The organism is Microbispora sp. NPDC049125 (assembly GCF_040802045.1).
GTDB lineage: Bacteria > Actinomycetota > Actinomycetes > Streptosporangiales > Streptosporangiaceae > Microbispora.
This window is the reverse complement of sequence record NZ_JBEZDW010000010.1, coordinates 192,250-206,485: the sequence shown is the minus strand read 5'-3', so window position 1 is coordinate 206,485 and position 14,236 is coordinate 192,250. Positions and strand designations below refer to the sequence as shown.

The following is a 14,236-nucleotide window of genomic DNA, read 5'->3' as shown; positions in this document are numbered from 1 at the left end:
TTGACACTGGGCAGCACTTCACGGGAAAGTGCTGAAAACGTATCCACTTCCCATTGTTCCGGAAGCGCGAAGGACTGGCATGGCTGCAATCGTTCTGAACGGTGTCGACAAGATCTACGCGGGTGGTGTGAAGGCCGTCAACGGCCTGAACCTCGAGATCAAGGACGGCGAGTTCATGGTGCTGGTCGGCCCGTCGGGTTGTGGCAAGTCCACCGCCCTGCGGATGATCGCCGGCTTGGAGGACATCAGCGGCGGCGAGATCTCGATCGGCGACCGCGTGGTCAACCACCTGCCGCCGAAGGACCGCGACATCGCGATGGTCTTCCAGAACTACGCGCTCTACCCCCACATGACGGTCGAGGAGAACCTCGCCTTCGGCCTCAAGCTCCGCAAGATGCCCAAGGCGGAGATCGCCAAGCGTGTCGGCGAGGCCGCCAAGATGCTGGGCCTCGAGCAGTACCTCAAGCGCAAGCCCGCCGCCCTGTCCGGCGGCCAGCGCCAGCGTGTCGCCATGGGCCGCGCGATCGTCCGCGAGCCGCAGGCGTTCCTCATGGACGAGCCGCTGTCGAACCTCGACGCCAAGCTCCGCGTCTCGATGCGCGCCTCGCTCAACCAGCTCCACGAGCGTCTCGGCGTCACCACGGTCTACGTCACCCACGACCAGGTCGAGGCCATGACCCTGGGCGACCGCGTCTGCGTCCTGCGCGACGGCATCCTGCAGCAGGTCGACACCCCGCAGAACCTGTTCGACAGCCCGGTCAACCTGTTCGTCGCCGGCTTCATGGGCTCCCCGGCCATGAACTTCGCCTACGCCGAGCTGGTCCGCGACAACGGCGGCACGGCGGTCTCCTTCGCCGGCTACCGGCTGCCCGTGCCGGACTCGACGTTCGCCGAGAAGCCGGGGCTCGACCGGTACATCGGCCGCAAGATCATCCTCGGCATCCGCCCGTCCGACTTCGAGGACTCCACGGCGGCCAACGGCAGCTCGGGCGGCTGGGTGCGCGTCCCGGTGCGCGCCAACGTCACCGAGGAGCTGGGCTCCGAGATCAACGTCCTGTTCACGATCGACGCCCCGCCGGTCGAGCACAAGGACACCGTGGCCGCCGCGAACGACGGTGACGAGGAAGAGACGACGCTGCCGCTGACCGGCGACAAGTCCCTGTGGACCGCCCGCGTCAACGCCCGCAGCCACGTCCGTCCCGGTCAGGACATCGAGCTGGTCGTGGACACCCACAACCTGCACTTCTTCGACGTCGACTCGGGCCTGTCCATCGGCCACGAGGCCAACGTCGGCCGCTGATCAGCCGCTGATCCACTGAGGAGGGCCCGCCGCCCCGATCACCCCCGTCCGGCGCCGACCGGCGGGGTGTGCCGGGCCGCGGGCCCTTCCGCTGCCCGGGCCCTGCCGGCCGTCCGCAGCCTGACGCCGGCCAGGACGCCGCCCAGGACGGCGGAGGCGGCCGCCGCCGTACCGGCCGCGGTGCCGCCGGGCGGCATCCAGCCGGCGGTCACCGCCAGACCGGCCGCGCCGGTCACCGCCGCCGCGCCGGCCAGGGCCCTGACCACCAGCCGGCGGCGGGCGCGGCCCAGCCGCCTCATGCCGTACGGCGCGGCGCAGACGGCGACGGCGCCGACGATCGCGGCGAACCCGGTCAGGAGCAGCCCGGCGGCGATCGCCTCGGTGCTCCGCCCGCCCGTGAGGTCGGCGGCCGAGCAGGCGAGGACGAACCCGGCGAACAGCGAGCCCGGAGACCCCAGCCCCGCCCTCCTCCCGCCGCGGCCGTCCGCGAGGCGGCGCCGGTCGTAGGCGAGGAATCCGAGGAACGCCCCCGTCAGCGCGGTGAGCGCCGCCGCCGGCGCGGGATGGCCCAGCAGCAGCGCGGTGCCAGCGAGGAACGCGGCGCTGGTCGCGGCGACCGGCGCCACCGCCCCCTCGACGCGGCCGAGCAGGGCGAACGCGTTCGTCAGCCCGACGATCCACATCACGCTGACCGGCCCGTCCATCCATTCGCCGGTCAGCGTGACCTGCACGCCGCACAGCACGACGCCGCCGGCCGCGACCGACTCCACGATCACACGTGTGGCCGGCGGGAGCGAGCCCACGTCCACGATCAGCCCGAGCACGGCGACCGAAGCGGCGGCGAGCAGGATCGAGGTGACCCGCCGGTCGGACAGGCCGAGGACGGCGAGGGCGGCGGTCACGGTGGCCGCCGCCACCGCGAGGCCGTACAGGCAGGGGGGCGGGCGCCGGAGCATCCGGGGCCCGGCCATCGCCAGCAGGAAGGCGGCGGCGGCCGAGAGGAGGGCGCTCACCGGCTGCCCACCCCAGGACGGGGCCGTGCGGGACGCAGCGACCGGTAGAGCGCCTCGGTGTCGGCGACGAGCCGGTCGACGGGGAAGGCGCGGTCCGTCCACGCGCGGGCCGACTCGCCCATCCGCCGGGCGAGCCCGGGGTCGGTCAGCAGCCGTACGGTGTGGCCGGCCAGCTCGGTCACCTCGGGAGTGGTCAAGAACCCCGTACGGCGGTCGATGACGACCTCGGGGACGCTGCCCACGCGGGTGGCGACCACCGGGAGCCCGGCCATGCCCGCCTCGACAAGCGAGAGCGGGGTGCCCTCGTCGTCGGAGGTCAGCACGACCACGTCGGCCGCCGCGTACACCGTCTCGACGTCCCGCCGCCATCCCAGCAGCCGGAAGCTGTCCCATACGGGCATGACGGCCCGCTCCAGCTCCTCCTTGAGCTCGCCGCTGCCGCAGACGAGGAAGCGGCAGTCGGGGACGTGCTCCAGCACGGCCTTCGCCACCTCGGCGAACCGGTCCGGCCGCTTCGACTTCTTCAGCCGCCCGACGTACGCGACGACGGGCACGCCCGCGGGCACGCCGAGCGACTCCCGGGCGGCGGCGCCGTCCGGGACGGGCCCGAGCCGGACTCCGGGGGGGATGACGACGTACTGCTCGGGACGGCCGACGCCGGCCGCCAGCAGGTCGTCCCTGATCCGCGCCCCGACCGCGACCAGCCGGTCGGACACGGACGCGAGATGCCGTTCGGTCCGGACGTAGAGCGACCGCCTCAGGCGGGACAGGTGCCCGTGGTGCAGGTGCCCGTGGTGCAGGTGTCCGTGCAGCAGGTGGCCGTGGAACATGTGGATGCGCGCGGCGCCGACGCCGGACAGGCGGGCCGCGACCCGGCCGAGCGTGCCGGCCTTGGTGCTGTGCGTGTGGATGATGTGCGGCTGGAACTCGCGCACCGCGTCGACCAGGCTCAGCAGGGCCCGGTAGTCGTCGGCCGGCTTGATGGACCGGCCGAGACCGGCGACGCGGTGGACCGGGATCCGCTCGTCGCGCAGCTGGAGGTGGTCGCCCTCGCCGCCGTCGACGTAGCCCGTGTACAGGCGGTGGTCGAACTCCTCCGGGTTGAGTCGCTCGCACAACCCGGTGACCTGGGTGGCGGGACCGCCGACGTTCATCCGGGCGATGATTTCCATGACACGAATCCGGTCGTCCGGTTTCATGCTGGCTCCTCCCTGATCATGCCGGAGAAGCTAGCCCGCCGCCCCATGCGCGGCCGGGGTTCCGGACGCCGCCGGTGGAGACTTTTCCCAATCCCTGCCCAAGCCTTACGCCCGGCGTGTCGGCCAATCGGCGCGGCGCCACCGCACCGCTCCTACAGTCGTCCCCATGGCGGAGAAGCTGGTGGTGGTGGGCCAGGGCCGCGCGGGGCTGCCCCTGGCGATGCGGGCGGTCGAGGCGGGGTTCCGCGTCGTGGGCGTCGACGTGGACGAGTGGCGGGTCAAGCGGCTGAACGCCGGGGAGCCGTGCGCCGGTGACGTCGGCGAGGCCGACCTGGCCGCCGCGCACGCCTCCGGGAGGTACCGCGCCAGCGCCGACTACGCCGACGCGGCGGGGTTCGACGTCTGCGTCGTCACCCTTCCCGTGCCGCTGCGCGACGGCGCCCCCGACCTGGGCTTCCTCCGGTCGGCCGCCGAACGGCTCGCGCCGCTGGTGCGGCCGGGCGTGACGGTGGTGCTGGAGTCGACCACCTATCCCGGCACGACCGAGGAGTTCCTCCGGCCGCTGCTGGAGGCCGGCTCGGGGCTGCGCGCGGGGGAGGACTTCCACCTCGGCCACAGCCCCCGGCGGGCCGAGCCGGGCAGCCGCCGGTGGCGTCTGGGCAACACGCCCAAGGTCGTGTCCGGCGTCGACTCCGCCTCTCTCACCAAGGTCGGGGACTTCTATGGCCGGCTGGTGCGGGACACGGTGCCCGTCTCCTCGCCGCGGGTCGCGGAGCTGTGCGCGCTGCTGGAAAGCGCGTTCACCCATGTCAACATGGCCCTGGTGAACGAGCTGTCCGTCTTCGCCGGCCGGCTCGGCGTCGACGTGGGGGAGGCCGTCGAGGCGGCGGGGACCAAGCCGTTCGGCCACGCCGTCTTCACGCCCACCCCCGACGTGGACGGCGCCTGCCTGCCGCTCGACCCGTCGTACGTGCCGTGGGCGGTCACCCGCGGCACAGGGCGCACGTTCCGGCTCGTCGAGGTGGCCAACGACGTGAACCGGCACATGGCCGACCACGTGGTCGCCCGGCTCGGCCTGGCGCTGAACCGCCGCTGCCGCTCCATCCGCGGCAGCCGCGTCTTCCTGCTCGGCCTGTCCCCGATGGAGGTGGCCAAGGCGCTGTGCAGGATGGGCGCGCGGGTGCGGGCCGCCGAGCCGGACGCCGACGACCTGCTGCTGCCGGCCGGGGTCGAGCTCGCCGAGCCCACCGGCGGGGAGCTGGCGCGGGCCGACGCCGTCGTGGTGCTGAGCGGCGACGACCGCTTCGACTACGACCGTGTGCAGCGGACCGCCCGGTTCGTCCTCGACACCCGGGGCCGCTGCCGCGGCGCCAACGTCGAGCGGCTGTGACCCGGTGAGAAGGCCGGATCACGACGGACGTGTCATCGGCGCGTCCAGGTCATAGGCGCCCCTGCGGCCCGCGGCGGCGGCCACGGGAGCGCGGCGGCCGGAGGCGACCCGGCTGAGCTGAAGGACGCTCAGGCCGAACAACAGCACGCCCAGCGGGACGTGCAGGGTCTTCATGTGCGCGATGCCCAGCGCTATCTGGGCCAGCGTGAGCCCCAGGAACCCGGCCGCGTACAGGATGGGCCCGGGCGAGCCGCCGCCCGGCCGCCACACCAGGATCGCGGTGACCAGATGCAGCACCGCCACCGTGAACACCCCGTACGCCGCGGCGCTGTGCCATGCCCGTCCACTGGGCGAGGACAGCAACAGGCCGGCGGTGATCGGGGCGGCGAAGAGGGCCAGGGTCTGCAGGATGATCGCGACACGCAAGAACACGGGTGACTCCTTGACGGTTGCGGGACGGGTGAAGACGGAGACGATCCGCGTGCTTGACGGTGTCCCAAGGAGTCCGACGACGCGACCGCCGGGAATGTGAGGCGACGCGCGGCCCGGTATCCGGCCGTGGGCGGTCCACCGGCGCCTTGGCGCGAATCGCGGCGGACCACGGCCGGGGGGCGTTCATGATGGATGCCGGTGACCGACAGCGCCCGGGCGGCGCCCGCCGCCGTGAAGGGGACCACGATGCCGTGAAGGGACCACGATGCGACACGCCTCAGGAGAACTCACGCCCGGCCCCAGCGGCTACGACGCCGAACTGCGGCGGCACAACGAGGTGCTGCGCCGGGCCGCCGGCGTCCAGCCCCGCGACCACGTCCTCGACATCGGCTGCGGCGCCGGGCAGACGACCCGGCAGGCCGCGCGTGCGGCGCGTGCGGGCAGTGCGCTCGGGGTCGACGTCTCGGCGCGCGCGATCGAGCGCGCCCGCGAGCTGGCCCGGACGGAAGGGGTCGGCAACGTCGCCTTCGAGCATGCCGACGCGCAGGCCCACCCCTTTCCGCGGGAGCGCTTCGACCTGGCGATGAGCAGGTTCGGCACGATGTTCTTCGGCGACCCCGTCGCCGCGTTCGCCAACATCGGGCGGGCGCTGCGCCCGGCCGGGCGCCTGGTGATGATGGTCTGGCAGGCTCACGAGCGCAACGAGTGGGACGTCGCAATCCGCCGGTCCCTCGAAGCGGCCGAAGGGCCGGTGGCTGGTGCTCCGGCGAGACCGGATCCGTTCTCGCTCGCCGACCCGCCGGCCGTGCGGGAGATCCTGGAGGCCGCGGGGTTCGCCGGCGTCGCGTTCACCGACGTCCGGGAACCGGTCTACTACGGTCCGGACGTGGCCGCCGCCCTCGACTGGGTCCACGGCTTCACGTGCACCAGCGAAGCCCTGAAAAGGTTGGATCCCGCCGCCGCGGCCCGCGCGGACGAGCGTTTACGTCAGGCGCTCGCCGCGCGCCTGAGCGACGACGGTGTCTGGTTCGGCTCCCGCGCCTGGATCGTCACCGCTCACCGCCGCCGGGCGTGACCACGACCGGACGTCTGGCTATTGCTGTGGCTGCTGCGTCCACGGCCGGAGCTTGTCGGGGTTGCGCACCGCCCAGATGTGCGTGATCCGGTCGCCCGCGACGTCGAAGGCCATCACGGTCACGGTGACGCCGTTCTGCTGAGCCACCAGGCCGGGCAGGCCGTTGACCGTACGTTCCAGGATCGTCAGGCCGGGGATCCTGCCGGTGATCTCGATGGCGTAGCGCGCGATCTGCCTGGGGCCCTCGATCGGGCGGAGCACGGCGTTGACCAGGCCGCCGCTGTCGGTGATCGCCGTGGCGTGGGGGTCGAGCAGGCCGATGAGGGCGTCGATGTCCTTGGCCTCCCATGCCTGCTTGAAGTCCCTGACGACGCCGGCCTGCTTGGCCGCCGGGGTCGTGGGAGCCTGAGCGGCGCGGATGCGGCGGCGGGCCGAGGAGGCCAGCTGGCGGCAGGCCGCCGGGCTGCGGCCCACGACGTCGGCCACTTCGGCGAAGGAGTAGCGGAAGACGTCGTGCAGGATGAACGCGACGCGCTCGGCCGGGGTCATCGACTCCAGCACGACGAGGAAGGCCATGTTGATCGACTCGTCGAGGGTGACCCGGTCCGCCGGGTCGGCCGTGGCGCCGCCCGGCCGCCCGCCGGTCCACTCCGTACGATCGGGCAGCGGCTCCGGGATCCATTCGCCCACGTAGCGCTCCCGCCGGGCCCGTGCCGAGCCGAGCAGGTCGAGGCAGATGCGGCCCGCGACCTTCGTCAGCCAGGCGCCGGGGGACTCGATGGCCTCCTGCCCCTGCCGGGACATGGTGTACCAGCGGGCGTACGTCTCCTGTACGACGTCTTCGGCGTCGGCCAGGGAGCCGAGGAGCCGGTAGGCGAGATTGATCAGGTGACGACGCTCGCTGACGATCGCGTCCAGGTTCGGGTCGGGCTCGGCGTGTCCCGGCTCGGATGGGGTTGTCATGGTGTCGTCGGCTCCCTCGGTGCGGCTGCCCTCACCAGATCGACGAGACAGCGCGCCGGACTGTGAGGCCGGCGGCCGCCTCACATTCCCGGCGGTCGTGTCGTCGGACTCCTGAGACACCATCCGGCACGCGGAAAGGCTCGGCGACCCCGGCCCGTACGCGGATCGCCGCCCGAGAAAGGAACACCTCACGATGTCCACACCCACGACGGCCGAGCAGGACGCACTCAAGTCGCGTCTGCCCGACCCCAGCCGGTTCTTCCCCGAAGTGGGGACGATCGCCGCGGCCATGTCCAAGGCCGTCATGAACGGTTCGATCCCGCACACCACCGTCTTCCTGGTGCAGCTGCGCGCCGGGCAGATCGCCGGCAACACCTACCACACCGTCCGGCAGACCGAGAACCTCCGCAAGGCGGCGGAGACGGAGGAGCGCATCACCGCCGTGGCGTCATGGCGGGACGCCCCTTACTTCACCGCCGCCGAACGGGCCGCGCTCGCGCTCGTGGAGGCCGTCCTCACCCCGAACCCGTCCGGGGAGCGCGTCCCAGGCGACTTGTACGCCGAGGTGTCCGCCCACTACGACGACAAGGCGCTCTGGACGCTCACCATGGCGATCGGCCAGATCTGCTTCTTCATCCCCGTCGCCGTCATCGCCAAGCCGGTCCCCGGCAAGCCTCTGGGGCAGAACTACACCGATTAAGGCCGCCATGTCCTGAGTGAGGGCTTCGGCTCAGCGGCCGAGCCGTTGCGCCACGAGGTTCATCAGCGACCTCGGCACGTACCTGCCGATCGCCGCGATCACCTTGTAGCGCGCCGACGGGATGCTGACCCGCACGCCGCGGGCGAGGTCGCGCATCGCGTCGTCGGCCACGCGCCCGGCCGGCAGCCACAGCGGGCGGGGAATGCCGGACACGTCGATCTCCGCCCGCTCGTGGAACTCGGTGCGCACGAAGCCCGGGCACAGCGCCATGACGCGCACGCCTGCGCCGCCGACCTCGGCCGCGGCCGACTCGCTGAAGCTCACCACCCAGGCCTTCGACGCGCTGTAGGTGCCGCGCGGGAAGAACGCGGCCACCGAGGCGACGTTGACGACGCCCCCGCGGCCCTTCCCGATCATGTACGGCAGGGCCGCCCGGGTGAGCCGGAGAACGGCCTCGCAGTGCAACCGGAGCATGGTCAGCTCGTCGGCGACGGGGGTGTCCAGGAAGCCGCCGGGATGGCCGAAGCCGGCGTTGTTGACCAGCAGGTCCACTCCCCGGCCGAGCCGCTCCTCGACGGCCGCCAGCCCCTCCTCGCGGGACAGGTCGGCCGCCAGCACCTCGGCGTCCACGCCGTACCGCTTGTGCAGGGCCGACGCCGAGGAGGCGAGCCTGCGCTCGTCGCGGGCGACGAGGACCAGGGAGAAGCCGTCGGCGGCGAGGCGGCGCGCGAACGCGGCGCCGATCCCGGCGGTCGCGCCGGTGATGAGTGCGGTGGGCATGACGGCAGCGTACCCACCCCCGCCGCTACGTCCGCCCGCAGCGGGCGATCAGCTCCTCCACCTGCGCGTTGAGCTTCGCCGCCCGGGGCCAGCCGGCGTACAGGGTGAGGAAGACCACGGTCTCCCGCAACTCCTCCGCGCTGAGCTCCCCGACCCGCAGGGCGGTGTCCAGATGGCGCTCGATGGCGTCGTCGAGACCCTGGCCGACGAGGAGGCCGAGGAGCAGCAGACGGCGCTCACGCGTCGAGAGCACCTGCCGGGACCACACCTCGGAGAACATGCGCTCGACCGTCACCCCGAAGAAGCCGTCCGGTTCCTCGCCGGGCACGTCCCCTTCGTTGACCTGCTTCATGTTCTCCAGCCCCCCGTGTCCGGTCGCCTGACGTTCCTCACCACATGCATCAAGATGTCGTGTTAGGGATGGCCGGGTGTTACAGGGGCCGGCCGGTTGTGTCAGAGCGCCTCGTCGGCGGCCGTGCGGTGCGGCACCGTCTCAGCGGGGACGACGCCCATGCGGCCCGCCTGGAAGTCCTCGAACGCCTGGACGATCTCCTGGCGGTTGTTCATGACGAACGGCCCGTAGCGGGCGACCGGCTCGCGGATCGGCAGGCCGCCGAGCACCAGGATCTCCCAGCCCTGCCGGGACGCGACCGGCTGGCGGTCGGCCGCCCGCATCGACAGCGCGTCCCCGCCGGGGCCGTACAGGCCGAGGCGGCCCTCCGCGAGCGGCCGGTCGTCCTGGCCGATGTGACCGTCGCCGCTCAGGACGTACACCATCGCGCTGAACTCGCGCGGCCAGGGCAGGGTGAGCCGGGCGCCGGGCGCGACCGTCGCGTGCAGGAGCGTGATCGGCGTGTGGGTGACGCCGGGCCCCTCGTGGCCGGCCAGCGATCCCGCGATGACGCGGACGAGCGAGGAGCCGTCGTCGCCGGCGAGCAACGTGACGTCCCCGCCGCGGATGTCCTGATAGCGCGGAGGCGTCCACTTCTGGGCGCGCGGCAGGTTCACCCACAGCTGGACGCCGTGGAACAGGCCGCCCGCGGCCACCAGCTCGGGCGGCGGCTGTTCGATGTGCTGCAGCCCGCTTCCCGCCGTCATCCACTGGGTATCGCCATCCGTGATGAGACCGCCGCCGCCATGGGTGTCCCGGTGCTGGAACGCGCCGTCCATGATGTACGTCACGGTCTCGAAGCCGCGGTGCGGGTGCCACGGAGTGCCCTTGGCCTCGCCGGGCGCGTACTCGACCGCGCCCATGTGGTCGAGAAGGAGGAACGGATCGGCGAGTGAGAGGTCCACACCGGGGAAGGGACGTCGTACGGCGAATCCCTCGCCTTCGAGGTGGCGCTGCGCGGTGATGACACGGGCGACTTTGCGCCACCGCGTGCCGTCTTCCGGAAGGCGTGGCAGGCGCGGAAGAGTGAGGGTGTCGGCGGTGACGGCGGGCATCGAGGTCTCCTCAGCTGGGATGCCAATAGTGTTCCTCGGAACAATTATTGACATCTCAACTATTCCTGCCCGGATCGGCCTCGACGGCAAGTCACAAGAGGAGCCAAGGTTCGGCCAAGATTTGGTCAAGTTTTCCAAGATGGCGCCGAACCAAGGCGGGAGTGATAATCGGAAAACGGGCACTACTACCGCGTAGGTCCGTAAAGCGGAGGTTGCGCCCTGGTGGAAAGACCGCGCGTAAGGTCCGGGGTGGTGGGAGCGGCTGTGGCAGCGGCCCTGGTCGCCCCGTCGCTGTCCGGCTGTGCCGGCCCCCAGTACACGTATGTGCGCGACGACGACGGAGCGACCTACTTCAAGGTCCCGTCCAGCTGGCGCCAGATCGACCAGCGGGTCCTCGAGCAGAAGCTCTTCGGAGACACCGAGTCCGCCACCGTGCAGGCTTTGAAGAAGCTGACCTGGATAGTGGCCTACGACGCGCAGGCCCCGCCGTCGGCCGACCATCTGCTGATCGGGCCGGAGGGCGCCGACGACAAGCCGTTCGCCCTGGCCAAGGTCCGCAAGCTGACCGAGACCGAGATGAACCAGGTCTCGCTCAACACGCTGCGCAACTCCATCAACCTGCCGGTCGCGATCTCCGAGACCGAACGGCAGAAGATGGAGACCGACGTGGAGAACCCGTTCAAGGAGTTCGAGCTCCTGGACGACAAGGTGCTGCCCGTCCAGGACGGGGTCCGTGGCGTGCGCAGCGTGTTCAACTTCCGCCTGGCCGGCGGACCGGTGCAGACGTTCGACCAGACCGCGTTCCTGTCGGCTGACGGCACGCAGGTCTCCACGCTGCTCATCCGCTGCTCGGCCAAGTGCTATCGCGAAAAGGCCGCGGAAATCGACATGATCGCGCAGTCCTTCAAGGTCAAGCGCCTTCTTAACCAATGAAGGAGCTCCTCATATGAGCACGGCCCTCCCACCGCAGTACCACGCTGAGGGGCTCCGCGAGCCGGGGTCGGGTCCCGAGGACCGCGACCCCGCGACCAGGAAACGGCTGGCGCTGTGGGACCGCACGAAGTTCCTGCTCCTGCTGGCCATCGCGTTCGGCGTGCTGGTGTGGAACACCGCGGCGACCTACCAGGGGATCATCACGCTCTCCGACGCGTTCCTGCTCACCGTGCGCGACGCGTCGTGGATCCTGTGGCTGGCCGGGATCGAGCTGCTCCGGCAGATCCACTTCCTGGTCAGCGAGCGGTGGGCCGGCTACCACCGCTTCTGGACCAGCAAGGTGTTCGGCGGCTGGAACCGCTGGTCGCACCGCCGGTTCAACGACTGGAACCGCTACCGCATCGCCCGCGCCATCAAGTGGGTCGTCTGGATCGCGGTCATCGCGCTCGTGCTGGCCAAGGTGCAGAGCGTGTCGCCCTTCGAGGCGCTGGCCAACGTGCCCGCCACGATCTGGGGCTTCCTGCCCACCGTCCTGCAGCTCGTGCTGATCATGCTGGTCGCGGTCGGCCAGTTCGTGGCCATCTTCTGGTTCCTGTCGCGCGGCGGCGTCGACGTCTACTACCCCGACGACATCAAGACGCGCTTCTCCGACGTCTGGGGCCAGGACCACGTGGTCGAGCGCGTCAAGGAGAACATCGTCTTCCTGGAGAGGCCAGACGAGATCGAGGCCAGGGGCGGCTACGTGCCGAGCGGCATCCTGCTGTGGGGCCCGCCCGGCACCGGCAAGACCCTGATGGCCGAGGCCGTCGCCGGATCGACCGGCAAGCCGTACGTCTTCGTCGACCCCGGCGCGTTCATCAACATGTTCTTCGGCGTGGGCGTGCTGAAGGTCAAGTCGCTGTTCCGCAAGCTGCGCAAGCTCGCCCTCCGGTACGGCGGCGTGATCGTCTTCTTCGACGAGGCCGACGCGCTGGGCAACCGCGGCGCGCTGGCCCAGGGCGGCCCCGGCGGCTGGGGACGCTCGGCGCCCGCGCCGTTCGAGAACGCCGGCTGCCACGGCTTCGCCTACCTCGACCCGCACACGCGGACCGTGCTGGGGCGCCAGTCGGCCGCCGAGCCCGCCGCCCCCGCGCGGATGCCCAGGACCGGCATGCTCGTCAACCGGATCATGTACGGCGGGGGCATGGGCGGCGGCGGTGGCGGAATGGGCACGCTGGAGGCGCTGCTCACCGAGATCTCCGGCCTGAAGAAGCCCCGCGGGTTCATCAACCGGCACGTCCGCCGGTTGCTCGGCATGCGGCCCAAGCCGCCGCCGAAGTACCGCATCCTGATCATGATGGCGACCAACCTGCCGGAGGCCCTCGACGAGGCGCTGCTGCGGCCCGGCCGCATCGACCGCATCTACAAGGTCGGCTACCCGTCCAAGGCGGGCCGGATCCGCACCTACAAGGGGTACTTCGACAAGGTCAGCCACCAGCTCACCGACGACCAGCTCGACAAGCTGGCCACCATCACCCCGTACGCCACCGGCGCCACGATCAAGGACCTCGTCAACGAGTCGCTGATCACGGCGATCCGCGACGGCCGCGAGGTCATCACCTGGTCGGACGTGATGCGGGCCAAGCGGCTCAAGCAGCTCGGCCCGCCTGAGGACGTCGAGTACATCGAGCGCGAACGGCACGCGGTGGCCGTGCACGAGGCCTGCCACGCGGTCGTGGCCTACCGCACCCGGCACCACCTGGAGATCGACCTCGCGACGATCGAGAAGGGCGCCGACTACCTCGGCATGGTCGCCAGCATCAAGCCGGAGGACCAGTTCACCCGCTGGAAGTCGGAGTACGAGGCGGACATCATGGTCTCCCTCGCCTCGCTGGCCGGCGAGCGGATGTTCTTCGGCGAGGACAACTCCTCCGGCGTGTCCAGCGACCTGATGTCCGCGACCATGCTGACCGGCCTCATGGAGGCCCACTGGGGGATGGGCATCGGCGTCGCCTCGCTGCCCGCCCTGCAGGAGCTGGGCCTGCGCGAGGGCAAGGCGTCGTCGCAGCGGCCCGGCGGGGGCGGCGGGGGAGGCATCGGCTTCACCGCGAGCCCGGTGGCCAGGTCCGACGAGATGGTGCCCGACATGCTCCCCGAGCGGATCGAGTTCAACCTCGCGCAGCTGCTGGAGAAGACGGCCGACCTCATCAGGGAGAACCGGCGGACGGTCCTGTCGGTCGCGCACGCCCTGGAGCAGCACAAGACGCTCAACGGCGACGACGTGGTCGCGGTCATCGAGGGCAGGCCCGGCCCGCTCATCGACGGCACGGTGTACAACTCCGACGAGTTCTGCGAGGAGATCGAGGCCTACCACCGGTCCGCCGTGGAGGCCCACCAGGGCCACAGCGCGGTGCCGGTCGAGCTGCCGGTCCCGGTCGTGCGGACGCTGGAGCACTCGATCGTGGTGGCGTCGGCGGGCGCGCCGTCCTCCGGTCTCAGCACCGTGCAGCCGAACGGCGCCTACAACGGGGGCCACGTGCTGCAGCCGGTCCAGCCGGAGTTCGTCCCATGGAACGGCCAGCCGTCACCGGTCCCCCCACCCCTGGCCACACCGCCGGCGGCTCCGCGCAGGAGCTCGGGGCGCATGCTGTGGGCCGTGGTCGGCGTCGTCCTCGCGGTGGCGCTGTTCCTGCTGCTCGGCATGATGGTCGCGAGCGGGTCGAACGGGATGGCCCTCACGGGTGCGCGGAGCGGCGTGTCCGCGGCCACGGCCGTCCTGCTGACCGTGGCGCTCATCGCGGTGGTCGGCGGCATCGCGGTCGCCGTCATGGTGGTGCGAACCCATCAGAGCGGGCGCAGGCAGGCGGAGGAGGCGAGAGACCGCGCGGCCGAACGCGCCCAGCTGCTCGCGGCGGCCATGGACCCGGAGGTCGCCATGCGGCTGCTCGGCTACGACGGCCGTCGCGGCCCCGACGCTCCCTGACGTCCGGCGGCCCGTCGGCGGGCCCGCCGAGGGGGGCGGGCCG

13 protein-coding genes are annotated in these 14,236 nt (G+C 71.6%); 6 read left to right on the top strand and 7 right to left on the bottom strand.

Annotated elements, in window-relative coordinates; genetic code table 11:
* Positions 1–79 precede the first annotated feature (79 nt).
* Positions 80–1,300: an ABC transporter ATP-binding protein gene (locus AB0B72_RS15050; RefSeq protein ID WP_367739305.1), complete on the top strand. Its 1,221-nt coding sequence runs from the start codon at positions 80–82 to the stop codon at positions 1,298–1,300.
* 38 nt (positions 1,301–1,338) lie between these two features.
* Here the strand turns inward: AB0B72_RS15050 and AB0B72_RS15045 are convergent, their stop codons facing one another.
* Both AB0B72_RS15045 and AB0B72_RS15040 read right to left on the bottom strand, forming a co-directional pair.
* Positions 1,339–2,313, bottom strand: a complete 975-nt coding sequence (locus AB0B72_RS15045) for a hypothetical protein (protein WP_367739304.1) — start codon at positions 2,311–2,313, stop codon at positions 1,339–1,341.
* On the bottom strand, positions 2,310–3,512 hold the full coding sequence (locus AB0B72_RS15040) for a glycosyltransferase (RefSeq protein WP_367739303.1): 1,203 nt from the start codon (positions 3,510–3,512) through the stop codon (positions 2,310–2,312). Before AB0B72_RS15040 ends, AB0B72_RS15045 begins: the two co-directional genes overlap by 4 nt.
* Before the next feature lie 166 nt (positions 3,513–3,678).
* On the opposite strand from AB0B72_RS15040, the gene AB0B72_RS15035 reads away from it, so the two are divergent.
* Positions 3,679–4,902, top strand: a complete 1,224-nt coding sequence (locus tag AB0B72_RS15035; protein ID WP_367739302.1) for a nucleotide sugar dehydrogenase — start codon at positions 3,679–3,681, stop codon at positions 4,900–4,902.
* Between the two features lie 18 nt (positions 4,903–4,920).
* Here AB0B72_RS15035 and AB0B72_RS15030 read toward each other — a convergent pair whose 3' ends face one another.
* The gene (locus AB0B72_RS15030; RefSeq protein ID WP_367739301.1) at positions 4,921–5,334 is read right to left on the bottom strand and encodes a hypothetical protein; all 414 of its coding nucleotides are present in this window, start codon (positions 5,332–5,334) and stop codon (positions 4,921–4,923) included.
* Between the two features lie 265 nt (positions 5,335–5,599).
* Between AB0B72_RS15030 and AB0B72_RS15025 the strand changes: the two genes are divergently transcribed.
* Complete coding sequence (locus tag AB0B72_RS15025) at positions 5,600–6,409, top strand: class I SAM-dependent methyltransferase (RefSeq protein WP_367739300.1); 810 nt, start codon at positions 5,600–5,602, stop codon at positions 6,407–6,409.
* A gap of 18 nt (positions 6,410–6,427) precedes the next feature.
* On the opposite strand, the gene sigJ is transcribed toward AB0B72_RS15025, so the two are convergent.
* Positions 6,428–7,372, bottom strand: coding sequence for an RNA polymerase sigma factor SigJ (gene sigJ / locus AB0B72_RS15020; protein ID WP_367739299.1), 945 nt, complete (start codon positions 7,370–7,372; stop codon positions 6,428–6,430).
* Positions 7,373–7,565: 193 nt separating this feature from the next.
* On the opposite strand from sigJ, the gene AB0B72_RS15015 reads away from it, so the two are divergent.
* Positions 7,566–8,072, top strand: coding sequence for a carboxymuconolactone decarboxylase family protein (locus AB0B72_RS15015; protein WP_367739298.1), 507 nt, complete (start codon positions 7,566–7,568; stop codon positions 8,070–8,072).
* Positions 8,073–8,102: 30 nt separating this feature from the next.
* On the opposite strand, the gene AB0B72_RS15010 is transcribed toward AB0B72_RS15015, so the two are convergent.
* The 3 genes from AB0B72_RS15010 to AB0B72_RS15000 form a co-directional block, all read right to left on the bottom strand.
* Positions 8,103–8,852, bottom strand: a complete 750-nt coding sequence (locus AB0B72_RS15010) for an SDR family NAD(P)-dependent oxidoreductase (protein ID WP_367739297.1) — start codon at positions 8,850–8,852, stop codon at positions 8,103–8,105.
* Between the two features lie 25 nt (positions 8,853–8,877).
* The gene (locus AB0B72_RS15005; RefSeq protein ID WP_367739296.1) at positions 8,878–9,204 is read right to left on the bottom strand and encodes a carboxymuconolactone decarboxylase family protein; all 327 of its coding nucleotides are present in this window, start codon (positions 9,202–9,204) and stop codon (positions 8,878–8,880) included.
* 101 nt (positions 9,205–9,305) lie between these two features.
* Positions 9,306–10,298, bottom strand: a complete 993-nt coding sequence (locus tag AB0B72_RS15000; protein ID WP_367739295.1) for a pirin family protein — start codon at positions 10,296–10,298, stop codon at positions 9,306–9,308.
* A 264-nt stretch (positions 10,299–10,562) separates the two neighbouring features.
* Between AB0B72_RS15000 and AB0B72_RS14995 the strand changes: the two genes are divergently transcribed.
* Together AB0B72_RS14995 and AB0B72_RS14990 are read left to right on the top strand one after the other, a co-directional pair.
* Positions 10,563–11,231 (top strand): hypothetical protein, encoded by a 669-nt coding sequence (locus tag AB0B72_RS14995; protein WP_367739294.1) that lies wholly within the window; start codon positions 10,563–10,565, stop codon positions 11,229–11,231.
* A 13-nt stretch (positions 11,232–11,244) separates the two neighbouring features.
* Positions 11,245–14,193, top strand: a complete 2,949-nt coding sequence (locus AB0B72_RS14990) for an AAA family ATPase (protein ID WP_367739293.1) — start codon at positions 11,245–11,247, stop codon at positions 14,191–14,193.
* Positions 14,194–14,236 lie beyond the last annotated feature (43 nt).

Excerpts from the sequence above, each read along its gene's own strand:
- AB0B72_RS15050 (WP_367739305.1), top strand. The coding sequence starts at position 80 with ATGGCTGCAATCGTTCTGAACGGTGTCGACAAGATCTACGCGGGTGGT.
- AB0B72_RS15040 (WP_367739303.1), bottom strand. The coding sequence starts at position 3,512 with ATGAAACCGGACGACCGGATTCGTGTCATGGAAATCATCGCCCGGATG.
- AB0B72_RS15035 (WP_367739302.1), top strand. The coding sequence starts at position 3,679 with ATGGCGGAGAAGCTGGTGGTGGTGGGCCAGGGCCGCGCGGGGCTGCCC.
- AB0B72_RS15025 (WP_367739300.1), top strand. The coding sequence starts at position 5,600 with ATGCGACACGCCTCAGGAGAACTCACGCCCGGCCCCAGCGGCTACGAC.
- sigJ (WP_367739299.1), bottom strand. The coding sequence starts at position 7,372 with ATGACAACCCCATCCGAGCCGGGACACGCCGAGCCCGACCCGAACCTG.
- AB0B72_RS15015 (WP_367739298.1), top strand. The coding sequence starts at position 7,566 with ATGTCCACACCCACGACGGCCGAGCAGGACGCACTCAAGTCGCGTCTG.
- AB0B72_RS15010 (WP_367739297.1), bottom strand. The coding sequence starts at position 8,852 with ATGCCCACCGCACTCATCACCGGCGCGACCGCCGGGATCGGCGCCGCG.
- AB0B72_RS15005 (WP_367739296.1), bottom strand. The coding sequence starts at position 9,204 with ATGAAGCAGGTCAACGAAGGGGACGTGCCCGGCGAGGAACCGGACGGC.
- AB0B72_RS15000 (WP_367739295.1), bottom strand. The coding sequence starts at position 10,298 with ATGCCCGCCGTCACCGCCGACACCCTCACTCTTCCGCGCCTGCCACGC.
- AB0B72_RS14990 (WP_367739293.1), top strand. The coding sequence starts at position 11,245 with ATGAGCACGGCCCTCCCACCGCAGTACCACGCTGAGGGGCTCCGCGAG.